A 17,853-nucleotide genomic window follows, 5' to 3' on the forward strand; every position below is an offset into this window, starting at 1 on the left:
ATATCCCTTGTGATTATTTCTTTCTGATGTCGTCCAGGGTGGCCGCCGGTGTCAGGGCCTGTGGATCGACGATTATTTCAATCAATGTGGTTTTATCGTTTTTCAGCGCCGCCTCGAAGGCGGGCGCAAAGTCCCCCGTGGTCGTCACCTTGACGCCGTCCAGCCCGTAAGCCTTTGCCAGCGCGGTGAAATCCGGATTGGTCAGCTCGGTGGCCACAACCCGGTCCGGATAGTTCCGTTCCTGATGCATGCGTATGGTACCATACATGCCGTTGTTGAACAGCAGAATGGTGACCGGAAGGCGATGGTGGGCGGCGGTGGCCAGTTCCTGGCCGGTCATCAGGAAGTCGCCGTCGCCGGTAAAACAGACCACCGGCCGGTCCGGGGCCGCCACCTTGGCGCCGAGCGCCGCCGGCAGTCCGTAGCCCATGGCGCCGCTGGTGGGGGCAAGCTGGGACGGGAAGGTGGAATAGCGGAAAAAGCGGTGCAGCCAGATGGAAAAATTGCCGGCGCCGTTGGTCAGGATGGCGTCTTTCGGCATGGCCCGGTTGAGATAGGCATAGATCTCGCCCAGCTGCACCTTGCCGGTCCTGCTGCCCCTGAGGTCGCCCAGGGGATTGCTCCAGGCCTCATAGTCGGCCCGTGCGCCGGCAAGCCAGTCAGAGCGGTCAGCGACGTCGCCGACTGGCAGGGCTTTCAGGGCCGTTGCCATTTCCGGCAGGCTGCAGGTAAAGCTCAAATGGGCGCGGTAGACATGGCCGGTTTCCTCGGCTCCGGTATGTACCATCACCAGTTTTTGTTTCGGAAACGGAATGTTTAACAGTTTGTAGCCGCTGCTGGTCATTTCCCCGAGCCGGGCGCCTATATTGAGGATCAGGTCGGCTTCCTGGAGGCGCTGGAACAGTTTCGGGTTCACGCCGATGCCGACATCGCCGATATAGTGGGGATGATGATTATCGAACAGGTCCTGGTAGCGGAAGGCGCAGCCCACCGGCAGCTGCTGTTGTTCGGCGAACTGGCGGATGTCATCTAATGACTGATCGCTCCAGCCGCGGCCGCCGAGGATCACCACCGGCTGTTTGGCCTGCTGCAGCTCGACGGCCAGCTGGTCGAGGGAAGCCCGGTCCGGGGCGGCGACCGGCGGCGTTGCCGGAAGAAGAGAGGATATAGCCTCCACCTCGTCGGTCAGCATATCCTCCGGCAGGGCCAGCACCACCGGGCCGGGTCTGCCGGACAGGGCCACATGGAAGGCGCGGTTGATATATTCGGGGATGCGGTCTGCTTCGCGGATTTCGGCCACCCATTTGGCCAGCGGACCGAACATCTGTCGGTAATCCACCTCCTGAAAGGCTTCGCGGTCGTACTGGTCGCGCGCCACCTGGCCGATCAGCAGGATCATTGGCGTCGAATCCTGGAACGCGGTATGGACACCGATGCTGGCGTTGGTGGCGCCCGGGCCGCGGGTGACGAAACAGATGCCGGGACGGCCGGTCAGCTTGCCGTAGGCCTCGGCCATATTGGCGGCGCCCGCTTCCTGGCGGCAGGTGATCAGGTCAATCTGCTCTCTCACGTCATAGAGCGCATCAAGCACCGACAGATAGCTTTCTCCCGGCACGCAAAAGGCCCGGTCGGTGCCGTTGGCAAGCAGACACTGCACCAAGATTTCCGCTGCAGAGGTATTTTTTCCCATTTCAGACACCATCCGGATGTGATTTCATTTTTCTGTATATTTATCCTAAATATGAACAAATATAAATAAAAAAGGAACAAAAATAAGAAATAATGAACAAATATAATATATATCTGACAGATAAACTTTACGTGAAGCAGGTCCGCCGGTCGAATTTGGGCGACAATATGATATGGGTTTCCGTCTTCAGGATTCCGGGCATCATGGCGATTTTGGTCAGGACCTCGTCCAGGTGCGGGTGCGTGTCCGCATGGACCAGGGCAATGAAATCAAAGCTGCCGGCCACGGTGCTGAGGCAGGCCACCTCCGGCATATTTTCCAGCGCCTGTTCGATTTCCTGACTTTTTTTCGGATCCCGGGTAATCATCACATAACAGCGGATATTGCCGTTGTCCGCTTCCGGTTTCAGGGTCACCGTATAGCTGTCGATGACCTTTTCCTCCAGTTTCTGCAGCATCATATGGATGGTGGAGCGGGCCAGGCCCAGTTTGCGGCCCAGCTCCGCCGCACTCAGGCGGCTGTTGACCTTGAGGAGTTCCAAAAGCTTCTTTTCATTATCCTGTAGCTGCATTACATCCTCTTGTACAATTGATTATGAACAATCGTAGCATAAAAAATACAATTGTTCATAAAAATGTTGCGAAAAGGGACGATTTTACAGGCCGTGCAGGTGATCCAGCATCATTTTGCGGGCTGCCTCGTCGGGCAGCGGGCTCATGCCGGCCATCACATTGTCCCGGGCATGGTCGGGCCGGCCGGTGCCGGGAATGACCGCGGTGACCGCCGGATGGCCGAGCAGATATTTGAGGAAATACTGGGCCCAGCTGTGAATGCCGAGGTCGGCGGCCCAAACAGGCAGTTCTCTGCCTTTGACTTTGTTAAACAGGGCGCCGCGGCCGAACGGCCGGTTGCACAGGATGGCGATTCCGCGCTCCCGGGCCAGCGGCAGCAGTTCCTCTTCGGCCAGCCTGGCATTCATGGCATACTGGCACTGCACGAAGTCGAGCTGCTCCTGCTTCATGATTTCGACCAGTTCCCGGGTGCCGTTGTCGGTATAATGGGTGATGCCGAGATAGCGGATTTTCTTGTCTTGCTTCATTTCCCTGAGCGTACCAAGCTGGGTCTGCCAGTCCACCAGGTTATGCACCTGCATCAGGTCCACATGGCTGGTTTTGAGCTTGTGGAAGGAAGCGTTCATCTGGTCGATGCCAGCCTGTTTGCCGTTTTGCAGTACCTTGGTGGCAATAAAGCTCTTGTTGCGACTGTTCAGCCGGGCCACCAGGTCGCCGACGACGGCCTCGGCCGGGCCGTACATGGGCGCGGTATCGATCAGCGAGCCACCGGCGTCATAAAGGATCTTGAGGGTGTCCAGCAACGGGGCCCGTTCCTCCGCGCTGCGGCCGACATCAAACACCCGGGAGGTACCGAAGCCGACCACCGGCAGGAGCTCGCCGCTGGACGGAATCGGCTTCCTGACCATCTTGTGCAAAAAGGTATCAGCCAGCGCCGGGGCGCCAACTCCGCCGGCCAGGGCCAGGCCGGCCGCGCCGGTCAACTTGATGAACTGCTTGCGGGTGATGTCCGTCATGGGGATGTCTCCTCCGATGTTTCCAGTTTCTGTTCATGTATACGGCCGAGCCGGATACTGAGAATAGCCCAAATTCCGGCAATGGGAAGGATGAACAGGGCCAGCGGTTGCAGGCCCCAGCCCAATCCCTGGGCCAGCGAAGCATAGATCCAGCCGCTTGCGGCATCGCCGCCGCGGACCCCGACCGTATCAATGAACGGCTGGGCCTTGTATTTTTCCCCGTCACTGACGGTGGTATAGAGTACCCGGTAGCCGGGCTGGGCGATGGCGAAATTCACCGCCCTTTGGGTGGCCTGGAAGCCGACCACCACCAGCAGCACCGGGGCCGCAGCGAGGGCGGCAAAGCCCATGAGCGTCACCAGCGGGAACAGGGCCAGGGTCAGGCTCACGCCGAACCGGCCCATCAAGCGGCCGACAATGAAGATCTGGGTCAGCAGGGTGAGGCCGTTTACCGCCAGGTCGATACGGGCGAACATCCGGATGCGCTCTTCGGGGCTGTCAAAGGCGTCGCGGATGATCACCGCCTGCTGGAAATAGAGAAAGGTGGCGGCCAGGGTCGACAGCAGGATCCAGGCGGCAATCCCGGCCATGTAGCGGGAACGGAAAATGGCCAGCAGGCCCTCGAGCCAGCTGCCGCCCAGCTTCCGGTCCGCCTTCGAGACATGGAATTCCTCGACATCCTGTTCATGCCGAAGTAATGCCAGCATGCAGACCAGGGCCAGGAACAGGAAGGCGGCCGAGACCAGCAGCAGATTGGCAGTGCCGAGATGGGTCACCAGGGACTGGGTCAGGACCGGGCCGGTGATGGCGCCGATGCTGCCGCCGGCGGCGATAATGCCGAACAGCCGCTTGCCCTGTTCGGCCGAGAAAATGTCGGACATATAAGCCCAGAAAACGCTGACCACGAAGAAGTTGAACACCGACACCCACCAGAAAAACCCCCGCGCCACCCACGGACTGGTGAGCTCCGCCTGGAACAGGGCGTAAAAGACCAGGATATTGACCAGGAAAAAACCATAAGTGACGGGAATGATCTGTTTGCGCAGGAAGCGGCTGGCGAGAAAGCCGAACAATGGGGTGACCGCCAGCATGGCGAAGAAGGTGCCGGTAAACAGCCACTGCATGTTCTCCACGCCGCTGGCGATGGCCATTTCGTCGCGCATGGGGCGCAGGATGTAATAGCTGCAAAGGAGGCAGAAAAAATAGCCGAACGCCAGCAGTACGGCCGGTAGCTCCCCGGCCCTGATGTTGAGCACCGGGATAAGTCTGGTCTGCTGTCCTGTCCCTGAAATATCCATCCCCTTTTCCGAATTTTTCGGTTCATTGTTGTAAGGCGGAGTATGGCACAGATTCCATAACACTGGCCAGTCCAATCGGGTAAAGCAATTGCCGTCCGTGACGAAACCTTTACATTCCGCCCGGCACGCCTATCTACAGGGGGTATTTTATTGAAGACCCGCGGGTCTTTTAGTGTTACAAGCCCCGGTCATGAAAAATCTGTCCAACCGGGCCGTTGACAGCCGCTCTCATATCAAGGCGGTGCTTGGCCCGACCAATACGGGAAAGACCCACCTCGCGGTAGAGCGCATGCTCGGTCACAGCACCGGCATGATCGGCCTGCCGTTGCGCCTGCTAGCCCGGGAAATCTATGACCGTATTGTGAACTCGCCGCAGAACCCGGCCGGCAAGAATGCCGTCGCCCTGATCACCGGCGAGGAAAAGATCATCCCGAAAAACCCCCGCTGGTATGTCTGCACCGTGGAAAGCATGCCCATGGAGATCGAGGTGGCGTTCCTCGCCGTGGATGAAATCCAGCTGGCGGCAGATTTCGACCGCGGTCATATCTTCACCGACCGGCTGCTGCGTGCCCGCGGCCGTGAGGAAACCATGTTCCTGGGTTCGGCCACCATGGCCGGGCTGATCCGCCATCTGGTGCCGGATGTGGAATTTATCACCCGCCGGCGTTTTTCCACCCTGACCTATGTGCCGCCGAAAAAACTCTCCCGCCTGCCGCGCCGCTCGGCCCTGGTCGCGTTCAGTGCCGAAAATGTCTATGGCTACGCGGAAATGATCCGCCGCCAGAAGGGCGGTGCCGCCGTGGTCATGGGGGCGCTGAGCCCGCGCACCCGCAACGCCCAGGTGGAGCTTTATCAGAACGGTGATGTGGACTACCTGGTGGCGACTGACGCCATCGGCATGGGCCTCAACATGGACATCGACCATGTCTGTTTTGCCGCCACCAGCAAGTTCGACGGCCGCCGCATGCGCGACCTGACCCCGGCGGAGCTGGGCCAGATTGCCGGCCGCGCCGGACGCCACATGAACAACGGCACCTTCGGCACCCTGACCGAGGGGGCGGATTATGAGCGCGGCCTCAGCGAAGATGTCATTCGCGCCATTGAAAATCATGATTTCCCGCCGGAAACGGTGCTGCAGTGGCGCAACAGCCTGCTGGATTATTCCGGCCCGGGGGCGCTGATTCGCTCGCTCGAGGCGGCGCCACAGCGCAAAGGCCTGAGCCGGGCGCTGGAAAATATCGATCTCGCCACCCTGCGCCGGCTGGCCGCACAGGAGGATATCCGGACCCTGGCGGCGGGTCCTGCGTCGCTGAAACTGCTGTGGGAAATCTGCCAGATTCCCGATTTCCGCAAGACCAGTGACGACGAGCATGTCAAGCTGACGGGCGACATTTATCGGCAGATTTCCTCGCATCACGGGGTGATCGATCATCAGTGGATGGCGCGCCAGGTCGACCCCCTCAACCGGACCGACGGCGGCATCGATGCCCTGTCAGCACGTATTGCACATATTCGCACCTGGACGTATATTTCCCACCGGTCGGCGTGGCTTGACCGGGCGAAACACTGGCAGGATGTGACAAGAGATATTGAAGACAGACTGTCAGATGCGCTACATGAACGCCTGACCCAGAGATTTGTAGACCGGCGCACGTCGGTCCTGATGAGAGAGTTACGCCAAAAAGGAAGATTGATGGCCAATATTGATACCGACGGCAATGTGTTTGTGGAAAGCCATTTCATCGGCACCCTGGAAGGGTTCCAGTTCCGGGAGGACCCGGGGGCTTATGGGGAGGACAGCAAGACATTGCGTCATGCCGCGGACAAGGTATTGGCCGAGGAAATCGCGAAAAGGGCGCAGGAGCTGAATGAAGCCGGTGAAGGTGAACTGTCGCTGGTGTTCGGCAATCCCCTGACCCAGAGCACCATCAACTGGCGCGGCGTGCCGATCGCCCGGGTGGTCAAGGGACAGGATATCCTGTCGCCGAAGGCGTCCGTGCTGCCGACGCCGGTGCTGCAGGGCGACAGCCTTGCCCTGGTGCAGCAGGCAGTAGACCGCTGGCTGAGCGGGCATGTGCAGGAAGTTCTGGAGCCGCTGTTTGTGCTCAAGGAAGCCGTGGAGGGCGGCACCAATGATGAGGGCAAACCGCTGATTGACGGCCTGGCCCGGGGCATTGCCTTCCAGATGGTGGAAAAGCTCGGCACCATTCCGCGGCGGCTGATTGCCCGGGACTTCAAACAGGTGGACCGGGACGGCCGCTTCCAGATCAAGAAACTGGGCGTCTGGCTCGGCGCCGCCAGCCTATATATTCCGGCCGTGCTGAAACCGGCCCCGGCCCAGTTGCGGCTTTATCTCTGGGCCTTGTTCAACGACATGGACCAGCTGCCGGAGATGCCGCCGGCCGGTCTGTGCACCATCAAGATCGACCAGAAAGCGCCGCGAACTTTTTACGAGGTGTCCGGCTACCGGGTGACCGGCAAGAATGCGGTCCGGCTTGACATGCTGGAGCGTCTGGCCAATGCCGCCCGCGAGGTGTCCATGAAGGGCCCGTTCCCGCCCAACCCGGATCTGATGAGCCTGGTCGGGGTCAGCGGTGAGGACTTTGAAGAGATCATGCGCTACCTCGGCTATGTGACCAGGGAATTCAGCCCCGAGGAAGCCGCCGAGATCGAACGCAAGCGCCAGGCGGCGGCATTTGCCGAGCTGGCCGCGAAGGCGGAAAAGGCTGAGGAAGTACCGACCTCCGAAGGCGAAGCTCCTGCAGAGGAAGTAAAGGCAGAAGAAGCAAGGGCGGAGGAAGCTCCTGCGGAAGAAACCTCTGCCGAGGAAGAGGATATACGGGAAAAGCAGACCGGAGACCGGGAAGAAAAACCAGCTCCTGAAGCGGCTGTTGCCGAAGAACCGGTTGCAGAGACCTCAACGCAGGAGGCCGCCGGAGAAGAGGCCGCCGAGGACAAACCGGCGGAACCCGAGAAATACATATATTTCATCCACCAGCCCGACGTGGCCAAGGGTGGCCCGCGCCGGGAACATGGCAGGGAACGCAGCCGCGAGCGCAATGGTGCCCGCAAAGGCCAAGGATCAAAAGGCCAAGGATCAAAAGGTCAGGGGCCGAAGGGTCAGGGAGCCAAAGGTGGCCGCAAGCCGGGCGGCAGGCCCGGTCGCGGTGGGCCGAAGGGGCCCAAGGTGATCAGCGCCACAGCGCCCAACAAAAAGCCCCAGGCCATTGACCCGGATTCACCATTTGCGGCACTGGCGGATCTTAAAAAATCCCTCGCCAAGAAAAAATGACCAAGAAAAAATGACTTCTGCACCGGAGCCACAGAATACTGCGACGCAACGTATCGACCTGTGGCTCTGGCATGCCCGCTTTTTCAAGACCCGCTCGCTGGCGACCAAAATGTGCCGGGCCGGCAAGGTGCGCCTCAACGGCCAGGTGATCCGCAAGGCCAGCGTCACGGTCGGGCCGGAAGATGTGCTGACCTTTCCCCAGGGCGATCATGTGCGCATCGCCCGCATCCTGGCCCTGGCCGAGCGGCGCGGTCCCGCCGCCGAGGCGCAGTCGCTCTATGAAGACTTGAGCCCGCCCCGGATCAAAAAAGAACGCCCGGCGCCGGTGGCGGTGCGGGACGCCGGCAGCGGCCGCCCGACCAAGGCCGAGCGGCGCGCCCTTGATCGCCTGCGCGACCAGTAATTTGGCCGTCTTTTACAATCTGATCTTTCCTTAAATCCCCCTTAACCGACAGATGCTAGAGTATCTTCCTGATCAGTTGAGGGGTGCTGGAGCATGAATGCAGGCAAGATATTTTTCGGCTTTTTGCTATTGACGGTTGTTGTGGCCGTCATGGCAGACACGTCTGACCAACCGGAGGGGCAAAAAGAACTGCCTCATTTTGCGGGCAAGGTTCGTCCGGTTGAACAGCGGGTGATGGCCAGTCAAATGCCCGACGAGGTGCGCATCCCCCGGGGCGAGGGCGGTCATTACTGGACGGACGCCTATGTTGAAGACGGCAGCATCACCTTTGTCGTCGATACCGGCGCCAGCCATATCGCGCTCAGCTATGAGGATGCGGAAGCGATCGGGCTTGACCCGTCCGACCTGGAATTTGACGGGGCGGTCTCTACCGCCAACGGGACTGCGGCGGTTGCCCGGGTGACCCTGTCTTCCGTGCGGATTGGCAACATTGAAATGTATGACGTGCCGGCTATTGTCTCCTCCCCCGGCGCCCTGCCGGTGTCGTTGCTGGGCATGAGCTTCCTCAACCGGCTGAGCAGCTTTGAGGTCGAGCAGCGGGACCTTGTCCTGCGCTACTAAACACCCTATATCCCGTATATATGCAGATTGGTCGGAAATGGCTGGCCGCGGCAATAGGTATTCCCTATGCTTGCCGCGCGAATGCGGAATTATTTTATAAAGGTTTGTCAGGTGTCTTTATTTGCGAAACTGGGGGAATTACTGTCGGGAGATGACGGAGGCTCAATGTCTTCCCTGCCGCCGGAAAAGCTCGCCGCCGCGGCGCTGATGGTCGAGGTGGCGCTGCAGGACGGTGATTTTTCCAGCTCAGAGCGGGACCATATCCTGATGCTTCTGGAACGCCGCCTTGGCGTTGAGAGGGAGGAGGCTGAAGACATGCTGGCCGAGGCCGAGGCCCAGGTGGACAACAGCAATCAAATCCTGAACTTTACCCGCCGTATCAAGGATCACTTTGATGAGAAGGGCCGGGAAAAGATCCTCGAGCTTTTGTGGGAAGTAGTCTATGCGGACGGCGAGGAGACCGCCTATGAAAGCAACCTGTTGCGCCGCATCACCGGCCTGCTTTATGTGCCCGATAAAGAGAGTGGCCGTATCCGTCGCAAGGTTCGGGAACGTCACCAGGGCAGATAAGGACTTACAATTCCCGTTTTTTGGCTTGTGAATAAAGCGAAAAATGTTATATGCCTGTGTCAGGGTATATTGATCGCCGTTTCGGAAGACCAGACGGTGCGGCGGTAAATGGAGGAGAACTTTATGACTTACGTTGTCACAGAGGCATGTATCAACTGCAAATACACCGACTGTGTGGAAGTTTGTCCGGTGGACTGCTTCTATGAAGGCGAGAACATGCTTGTGATCAATCCCGACGAATGCATTGACTGCGGCGTGTGTGAACCGGAATGTCCTGCCGAAGCCATTCTGGCGGATACCGAAGACGGACTGGAAAAATGGATTGAGCTTGGTGAGAAATATTCTGCCGAATGGCCCAATATCACCGAGCGTGTCGATCCCATGGACGGGGCTGACGCCGCCAAGGACGAACAGGACAAGTTCGAGAAACATTTCAGCGACAAACCCGGCGCCGGCACCTGACCGCATTTATAAAAGGGCCGCTGGCCGGCCCTTTTTCTTTGTTGCAGACCCGAAAGAATTAAGAAAGAGCACCTCTTTTCAAGGCCATATGCGTCTTAAGGGGTGTTTTTTTGTTAAATTTATGTTATATTATATGCATTGCACAAGGATTCTGGCAGCAATTAGAGTAACCTGTTGCTTTTAAATCCTTAATTTCAGATATTCGCTAACCTTGGCTTGCGTATATGCAGTGGCCTGAGGCGGTGTTTTTTGGCGATTCTGATACATTTATGTCGCCGTTAACCATAGTGTGGCCCCTGCCTGGTGGTTTTTCGGTGCTTTGCTAACCATGTGGGCCTGGGGTGATAATCCTGCCCATTTAGTTCAGTTGGAGAATATTTTTCTAAATGGTTAAGTCGAATACATTAAGATTTGCAGTCAATGACAACATCGTTTACCCCAAACATGGTGTTGGCGTTATTATTGATATTGAAGAACAGGAAATTTCCGGCATGAAGCTGGAGCTGTATGTCATTCGCTTTGAAAGCGAAAAGATGACGCTCCGTGTCCCCACCAACAAGGCTGAAGGCGCCGGCATGCGGGCCCTGTCCAACAAAAATGTCATGGACAAGGCGTTCGTCACCCTCAAAGGCAAGGCCAAGGTCAAGCGGACCATGTGGAGCCGCCGGGCGCAGGAATATGAAGCCAAGATCAATTCCGGTAACCTGATTTCCCTGGCCGAGGTGGTGCGCGACCTGCATCGTTCCGGTGACCAGACGGAACAGTCCTACAGCGAACGCCAGATCTATGAATCTGCCATCAGCCGCCTGGCCCGCGAAGTGGCTGCGGTCGAGGATATCGCCGAAAAGGAAGCCCTGGAAAAGCTGGAGACCTATCTCCAGGTTGCCTGATCCCTCTGCGGAAAAGAAATGAAAAAAAGAGCCTGTCTAATTTCAGGCTCTTTTTTTATTTAATGTGATGTTCTAGAGTGATTTATCCGGCGCAGGAAGTCCTGCTATACGCCGGATTCGGTAAAGAGGGACGTAAAAATTGATGAGCGGTACAGACCTGTCAGCCATGGATCCGGAAAGATACGGATGCCTTGACAATGTGCAACGCATTTGGGCCGTTGGCGCCATCCACGGCCAGGTTGATCGCCTCAGGGAACTCCACCGGATGCTGCTCGACAAGCTGTACAAGAAGGACAAACTTGTCTATCTCGGCAATTATTTCGGCAGCAATGACGGCAATCTGGAGACCATTGACGAACTTCTGCGCAGCCGCCGGGAAATCATGTCCATGCCGTCGGTTTATATGCCCGAGGACTTTGTCTATCTTCGCGGTGCCAAGGAAGAAATGTTTTCCAAGCTCCTGCAACTGCAGTTTGCACCAAATCCGGGAGAGGTGATGGACTGGCTGCTGGATCACGGCATGGGAGCAGTAATCGAGGCTTATGGCACCAAAGCCCATGTGGCCCGCGCCATATCCCGGGAAGGAACGCTGTCTATTACCCGCTGGACCAATGGGTTGCGCCGGGAAATCTATAATCACGCCGGCCATGGCGACCTGCTGAAACACCTGCGCCGGGCCGCTTTCAGCCGGGACGGCAAGCTGTTGTTTGTCCATGCCTCGGTCGATACCTCGCGGCCGCTGGATATGCAGAAGGACCAGTTCTGGTGGGATAACGGCAGGTTTGACGAGATTGACGGCCCTTTCTCCGGTTTTACAAAAGTCATCCGCGGTTACGACCATTCGAATGGCGGGCTTTCCCTGGACCGGGCTCATACGGCGACGGTGGACAGCGGCTGCGGCCGGGGCGGGGACTTGTCTGCGGTATGTTTTTCGGCTGAGGGTGAGGTTCTGGACCGGATCACGGCCTGAATAATCGCGGCGTGAAATAAAGACGTCATATTGCATTGCGATAAAATCACATAAATTTGAGACCAAGTGATCTTGCGGCTCTCGCCATGCGGGAATTTTTTTGCTATGACTGGAGGTGGAAGATATCAGTTATTTTTAACTGAATATGGACCCGGACCAGAAGACATAAAGAAGAAATTTCGGACGGGTTCAAGGAATTGTGTGGATGAACAGGATTTCCTTGTTGGTGTGTGCTGTATCAGCGACGGCGTTGACAGCGTGCACAAGCATACCGGTCGCCGACCGGGATCTTCCAGGACCCGAAACTGCCAACGCCTGGCAGGCTTCATCAGACAACGACGGTATGGTGCGGGACGGCTGGCTTGACGAGCTGAATATGCCGCAGCTGTCGCAGTTTGTCACCCAGGTCTTGGACAATAACCCGGATTACAGAAGTACAGCACTGCTGATGGAAGCCGCCAGCTATGACCGCGGTGTGGCCGCAGCAGACCTGTACCCGTCTTTGTCGGGCTCCTTCGGCGCCCAGCGCCAGCACACCAGCAATCCGTCTGTGACAGAAAATGCCCTTTCCCTCGGCCTCGACGCCAGTTGGGAACTGGATGTCTGGGGACGTCTGAGCGCCCAGGAAAAAGCCGCGGCTTCCGACTATGCGGTGGCGAGATATGATCTGGAAGGCGCCCGCCTGTCGCTGGCCGCCCAGGTGGCCCAGAGCTGGTTTCAGGCCCTGGAAGCCGAACAGCAATATGCCCTGGCCCGGCGCACCGTGGAAAGCTACGAACGAAGCGAACGGATCATCCGCAACCGGTTTAACCGCGGCCTGAGCGACGGCCTTGACCTGCGCCTTGCGCTCAGCAACCTGGAAGCGGCCCGGGCTTCGCTCAGCGACCGCCGCGACCAGCTTGATGCCGCCCGGCGGGCGCTGGAAGTGCTGGCCGGACGCTATCCGGCAGGCTCAGTTATGGCCGACGGCGCCATTCCGGATGAATTGCCGGAGGTACCAGCCGGTCTGCCGGCGGAGCTTCTGGAGCGCCGGCCCGACCTGCAGGCGGCCAAACAGCGCCTGTATGCCGCCGGCTACCGCTCCCAACAGGCGGACAAGGCGCTGCTGCCGTCCTTCTCGCTTACTGGATCAGCCGGTAATACCTCCGACAACTTCAGCGATTTGCTGAAATTCGACAATATTTTCTGGAACCTGATCGGCGGTATAACCCAGCCGATCTTCCAGGGCGGCCGCCTGCATTACAACGCCAAAGCCCAGGAGGCCCGGTTCGAGGCCCAGAAGGAACAGTTTGCCCAGACCCTGCTGCAGGCATTCCGGGAAGTGGAAGATGGTTTGTCTTCCGACCGCTCCCTGCATGAGCAGGTCCTGCATACGGCCAAGGCGGCCGAAGCGGCGGTCTCCGCCGAGGAAGTGGCCATCGACCAATATTCCCGCGGACTGATCAATGTGACCACGCTGCTGGATTCCCAGCGTCAGGCGCTGGCCCAGCAGAGCCAGCTCCTGCTGGTGAAAAGATTACGCATCAATAACAGAATAAGACTCCACCTGGCACTGGGCGGGGACTTCACAACGACAACTATGGAAGATCATCAGGCAACCAACAGCTACCAGCAAACCGCTTACGAGATCGAAGGGGATAAAAAATGAGTATCAAGCAAAAGACGGTGTCTTTCCTGAAACGGGTTTGGTTGCCTGTTCTGGTTCTTGCCTTGGGCGTTGTTGCCAGCGTCGGCCTGGTCAAGGCCAAGCCGGAACCGGAGAAAAAGGAGCATGTGGTCGAAGCCCGCAAAGTGCGCGTCGTGACCGCCCATGCGGACGCCACCCGCCTGAGTGTGGAAACCCAGGGAACGGTCCAGCCCAAGCAGATGATCGACCTGACCCCGCGGGTGTCCGGCAATATCGTCTATGTGTCCGACAAGTTTGTTGCCGGTGGCACCTTTAAAAAAGGCGAAACCATCCTGCGGATTGACGCCCGTGACTATGAGGCGGCGGTAACTTCCGCCGAGGCCCGGGTGGCGGAAGCCCGTCAGCGCCTGGCGCAGGAGCAGCAGGAAGCAGCCCTTGCCAAGGAAGAATGGGAACTCCTGGGCCAGGGCGAGGCCAGCGACCTGGTGTTGCGCAAGCCGCAGCTTGCCGATGCCGAAGCCAAGCTGAAAGCAGCCGAGGCCGCGCTCTATACAGCCCGCCTGGACCTGGAACGCACTGACATTACTGCGCCGTTTAACGGCATTTTGACGGAAAAATTTGTCGATCTGGGCCAGTATATGAGCCCAGGCAGCAAAATGGGGATGTATTATTCCACCGACGTGCTGGAAGTGCGCCTGCCGCTCACCAACCGGGACCTCGGCAAGTTCGACCTGGTCAAGCTGCAGAACAACAAGGCCGACCTGAAAGTGACCCTGACCGGTACCTTTGCCAACAAAAATTATACCTGGAAGGGACGGATTGCCCGCTCTGAAGGGGTGATCGACACCAAGAGCCGGATCCTCTATGTGGTGGCGGAGCTGAAGGGCGATGAGCTCTATTCCGTTGAAAACGGCCTGCGGATGACCATTGGCCAGTTTGTCTCCGCCGAGATCGAGGGCCGGGCCTACGCCAATGTCTACCAGCTGCCGCGCCAGGCCTTGCGCCAGGGTGACAGTGTCCTGGTGGTGGATGCGGACAATAAGCTGCGCACCCGCAAGGTCGAGGTGCTGGAAAGTACCCGTGAGCATATCGTAGTCGCGAACGGCATCAAGGAAGGGGACAAGGTTTGTATTTCCCAGCTTGGCATTGCCGTGGACGGGACACTTGTGGAAGCCGTGCCTGCAGATGCCGGCTCCCTGTTGTCAGCCGTCGATAGCGCAGGAGGCAAGTCATGAAAAGCATCGTCAAATGGTTTGTCAACAACCCGGTTGCCACCAACCTGATCATGATCGTGATCCTGATCGGCGGCATCATGGGCTATCAGAGCGTGGGCAAGATTGCTTTTCCGACCTTTCCCCTTAACGAGATCCGGGTCAGTGTGAACTATCTTGGCGCCGGTCCCCGCGAGGTGGAGGAAAGGGTGCTTGTCCGTGTCGAGGAAGCGGTCTTTGACCTGCAGGGCATCAAACGGCTCTATAGCCGCGCTCGTGAAGGCAACGGCATGGTCCGTATCGAGGTCGAGGATGGCTATGATCCCGACAAGATGCTCAATGAGGTCAAGGCGCGGGTGGACGCGATCAATACCCTTCCGGCTTTGTCAGAACGTCCCATTGTGGAGCGCGACTACGCCCAGAGCGACGTGATCAACCTTGTGGTTTACGGCGACATTGGCGAAAAGGAGCTGAAGGAACTCGGCCGCGATATTCGTGACAAGATCGCTACCATCCCCGGAGCAGCCAAAACGCAACTGGACGCCGTACGCGACTATGAAATTTCCATCGAAGTGTCCGAACTGGACCTGCAGAAATACGGCCTGACCTTTGACGATGTCTCCAATGCCATCGCCCGGTCTTCCGTCAATATGCCGGCCGGCAAGGTGGACAATGAATCCGGCCAGATCCAGATCATGACCCGCGGTCAGGCTTACGTTCAGGAAGACTTTGAAAATATCGTGGTCCTGCGCAATGAAGACGGCACAAGGGTACTGCTGAAAGATGTCGCCAGGGTTGTCGACGGTTTCACCGACGACCAGTTCCGGATCGGCTTTAACGGCAAGCCGGGCGTACTTCTGTTTGTGCGCACCGAAGGCACCCCTGACGTGGTGCAATTAAGCAAGCAGATCAATAAAATGATCGAGGAAGAAATCCGCCCGACCCTGCCTGAGGGCGTGCAAATGGACAACTGGTTCGACACTTCCGACTTTTTCAACAGCCGGCTCAGCATGCTGTTGTGGAACGGTATTTCGGGCCTGATCCTGGTGTTTGTCTGCCTGATGATTTTCCTGAATGTGGAATTGTCCTTCTGGGTGACCGCGGGGATCGCCATATCCTTCCTCGGCTGCCTGATGCTGTTGCCGTCGACGGGGGTCAGCCTGACCATGATTTCCCTGTTCGCCTTTATCCTGATCCTGGGGATTGTGGTGGATGACGCCATTATCATCGGTGAAAGCATTCACCGGGAAAACCAGCATGGGGTGATTGGCGGCGAGGGAGCAATCGTCGGCACCGAGAAAGTGGCCAAGCCGGTGATCTTTTCGGCGCTGACCACCATGATCGCCTTCCTGCCGCTGGCGTTCCTGCCCGGCAACTCGGGCAAGGTCACCTATGTGATCCCGGTGGTGGTGATCCTGTGCCTCTGCTTTTCCCTGCTGGAATCCCTCCTGATTCTGCCGACCCATCTGCGTCACGGCGGAGAGAAGGGCACCGGTTTCCTGTCCAAAGTCGCCAACTTGTCGCTGATCCGCAATGTCCTGGATAACATGTCCAAGCTGTTCACCCGCATCCAGGATAAGGCGTCGCAGTTCCTGAACTGGTTCGTCTATTCCTGGTACCGGCCGTTTCTGGACAAGGTATTGCATCGCGCCGGGCTGTCGCTGTGCATTATCCTGGCCGGCAGCATGATCGTCTTTTCCCTGAACATCGCCGGCTGGGTGAAAAACACCTTCATGCCGGACGTGCCCATGGACTTTGTCCAGGCCCGGATCGACTTTCCGGCCGGATCGCCTTATGACACCATCGATCAGGCGACCCATATCCTGGAGGATGCTGCCCTGAAGCTGAAAGATGAACTGGCACAGGAGTATCCGGACCAGAAAGTTATCAAAGATGTGCTGACCTGGACCAGCAACCGCAGCGGCTCCGCCCGCGCCTTCCTGATCCTGGTGCCGGCTGAAGAGCGGGATGTCAACGTGGTGCAGATCACCGAGCGCTGGCGCGACATGACGCCGGTCATTCCCGATGCCAAGAATGTCAACTTCGACTTTTCCGGCCAGGGCAGCAGCGGTCCCACGATCGATCTGTTGATCAAGTCCCGCAATCCGGAGCAGATTGAGCAGGCGGCGCTGGCGCTGAAGGATGTCTATCGCGGCTACAACGGCCTCTATAATGTCACTGACTCCGGCGATACGGCCCGTATGGAAGCGGTGCTGAACCTGAAGCCCAGTGCTGAAAACCTCGGCCTGTCCCTGGCGGATATTGCCCGCCAGGTGCGCCAGGCCTTTTACGGGGATGAAGTGCAGCGTATCCCGCGCGGCCCGGACGATGTGAAGGTGATGGTCCGCCTGCCCAAGGAAGACCGTACCTCCTTTGACACCATGAACGACCTGTATGTGCGGACCCCGGGGGGCGAAGAAGTGCCCTTTGGCGCCGCCGCGGACATCAGCTACCGCCAGGCCTATACCACCATCGAACGCACCGACCGCATGCGGACCCTGGAGGTGATGGCCAACGTGGACCCCGATGTGGCCAATGCCAGCGAAATCCTGAAGGATATCGAGGAAAAATATTTCCCCGAGTGGAAGAAGAAATTCCCCGACGTGGAATTCAGCCTCGAAGGCGACCAGCGGGAAGAGCAGGAATTCATGCAGTCCCTGGCGTCCGGGTTCGGCATCGCCCTGCTCGCCATCTACTTCCTGATGGCGGTGGCCTTCAAATCCTATATCCAGCCGTTCCTGATCTTTACCGCGATCCCGTTCGGCTATATGGGCGCGATCCTCGGCCACCTGGCGCTCGGCATGGATCTCAGCATCTATTCGATCCTGGGCATCGTGGCGGCCGCCGGCGTGGTGATCAACGACAACCTGGTGCTGCTGGACTATATCCACAAGCTCAGGGACCGGGGCCATGACGCGCTCAGGGCGATCGAGATTGCGGCGGAAGAACGTTTCCGTCCCATCTTCCTGACCTCGCTGACCACCTTCATCGGCCTGGTGCCGATGATGATGGAAACCAGCGTGCAGGCCAAGTTCCTGGTGCCGACCGTGGTCTCCCTCGCTTTCGGGGTGGCCCTGTCCTCCATCGCGACCCTGTTCCTGGTGCCGATCCTCTACCTGATGGTGGCCCGGACACGCGAGAAGCTGAGCTTCCTGCTCGGCCACAAGGAACCGTCCGTGATTGTCGGAGAGTGAAGAGAGTAGAATAAAAGCCTAGCCCACTATAACAAGC

The 17,853-nt window shown here is 58.3% G+C and carries 14 protein-coding genes; 10 read left to right on the plus strand and 4 right to left on the minus strand.

Annotation, left to right across the window (positions count from 1 at the left end):
* Window positions 1–13: 13 nt before the first annotated feature.
* The 4 genes from FIV46_RS05625 to FIV46_RS05640 form a co-directional block, all read right to left on the minus strand.
* A complete protein-coding gene (locus tag FIV46_RS05625) occupies window positions 14–1,690 on the minus strand; it encodes a thiamine pyrophosphate-binding protein (RefSeq protein WP_139939263.1) in 1,677 nt (558 codons plus the stop codon).
* Between the two features lie 127 nt (window positions 1,691–1,817).
* Window positions 1,818–2,261 (minus strand): Lrp/AsnC family transcriptional regulator, encoded by a 444-nt coding sequence (locus tag FIV46_RS05630; RefSeq protein WP_139939266.1) that lies wholly within the window; start codon window positions 2,259–2,261, stop codon window positions 1,818–1,820.
* An 84-nt stretch (window positions 2,262–2,345) separates the two neighbouring features.
* Window positions 2,346–3,278: an aldo/keto reductase gene (locus FIV46_RS05635; protein WP_139939269.1), complete on the minus strand. Its 933-nt coding sequence runs from the start codon at window positions 3,276–3,278 to the stop codon at window positions 2,346–2,348.
* On the minus strand, window positions 3,275–4,576 hold the full coding sequence (locus FIV46_RS05640; protein WP_139939272.1) for an NTP/NDP exchange transporter: 1,302 nt from the start codon (window positions 4,574–4,576) through the stop codon (window positions 3,275–3,277). Before FIV46_RS05640 ends, FIV46_RS05635 begins: the two co-directional genes overlap by 4 nt.
* Window positions 4,577–4,766: 190 nt before the next feature.
* On the opposite strand from FIV46_RS05640, the gene FIV46_RS05645 reads away from it, so the two are divergent.
* From FIV46_RS05645 to FIV46_RS05690, 10 genes are all read left to right on the plus strand, one after another.
* A complete protein-coding gene (locus FIV46_RS05645; RefSeq protein ID WP_139939275.1) occupies window positions 4,767–7,868 on the plus strand; it encodes a helicase-related protein in 3,102 nt (1,033 codons plus the stop codon).
* A 10-nt stretch (window positions 7,869–7,878) separates the two neighbouring features.
* On the plus strand, window positions 7,879–8,271 hold the full coding sequence (locus FIV46_RS05650) for an RNA-binding S4 domain-containing protein (RefSeq protein ID WP_139939277.1): 393 nt from the start codon (window positions 7,879–7,881) through the stop codon (window positions 8,269–8,271).
* A 93-nt stretch (window positions 8,272–8,364) separates the two neighbouring features.
* Window positions 8,365–8,892 carry a retropepsin-like aspartic protease family protein gene (locus tag FIV46_RS05655; RefSeq protein ID WP_139939280.1) on the plus strand — a complete coding sequence of 176 codons (528 nt, stop codon included), beginning with the start codon at window positions 8,365–8,367 and terminating at the stop codon, window positions 8,890–8,892.
* A gap of 165 nt (window positions 8,893–9,057) precedes the next feature.
* Complete coding sequence (locus FIV46_RS05660) at window positions 9,058–9,462, plus strand: tellurite resistance TerB family protein (RefSeq protein WP_181163071.1); 405 nt, start codon at window positions 9,058–9,060, stop codon at window positions 9,460–9,462.
* A 123-nt stretch (window positions 9,463–9,585) separates the two neighbouring features.
* A complete protein-coding gene (gene fdxA / locus FIV46_RS05665) occupies window positions 9,586–9,924 on the plus strand; it encodes a ferredoxin FdxA (RefSeq protein WP_139939286.1) in 339 nt (112 codons plus the stop codon).
* Between the two features lie 386 nt (window positions 9,925–10,310).
* A complete protein-coding gene (locus FIV46_RS05670; RefSeq protein WP_139939289.1) occupies window positions 10,311–10,814 on the plus strand; it encodes a CarD family transcriptional regulator in 504 nt (167 codons plus the stop codon).
* 142 nt (window positions 10,815–10,956) lie between these two features.
* A complete protein-coding gene (locus tag FIV46_RS05675; protein ID WP_219845902.1) occupies window positions 10,957–11,784 on the plus strand; it encodes a metallophosphoesterase family protein in 828 nt (275 codons plus the stop codon).
* Window positions 11,785–11,989: 205 nt separating this feature from the next.
* Window positions 11,990–13,432 (plus strand): efflux transporter outer membrane subunit, encoded by a 1,443-nt coding sequence (locus FIV46_RS05680; RefSeq protein ID WP_139939292.1) that lies wholly within the window; start codon window positions 11,990–11,992, stop codon window positions 13,430–13,432.
* Entirely contained in the window at window positions 13,429–14,646 is a 1,218-nt protein-coding gene (locus tag FIV46_RS05685; RefSeq protein WP_139939295.1) for an efflux RND transporter periplasmic adaptor subunit, read from the plus strand. Before FIV46_RS05680 ends, FIV46_RS05685 begins: the two co-directional genes overlap by 4 nt.
* Window positions 14,643–17,816, plus strand: a complete 3,174-nt coding sequence (locus tag FIV46_RS05690) for an efflux RND transporter permease subunit (protein ID WP_139939298.1) — start codon at window positions 14,643–14,645, stop codon at window positions 17,814–17,816. The genes FIV46_RS05685 and FIV46_RS05690 overlap by 4 nt, the downstream gene beginning before the upstream one ends.
* Window positions 17,817–17,853 lie beyond the last annotated feature (37 nt).

The sequence above is a fragment of the Emcibacter nanhaiensis genome (assembly GCF_006385175.1).
In the GTDB taxonomy this organism is placed as follows: domain Bacteria; phylum Pseudomonadota; class Alphaproteobacteria; order Sphingomonadales; family Emcibacteraceae; genus Emcibacter; species Emcibacter nanhaiensis.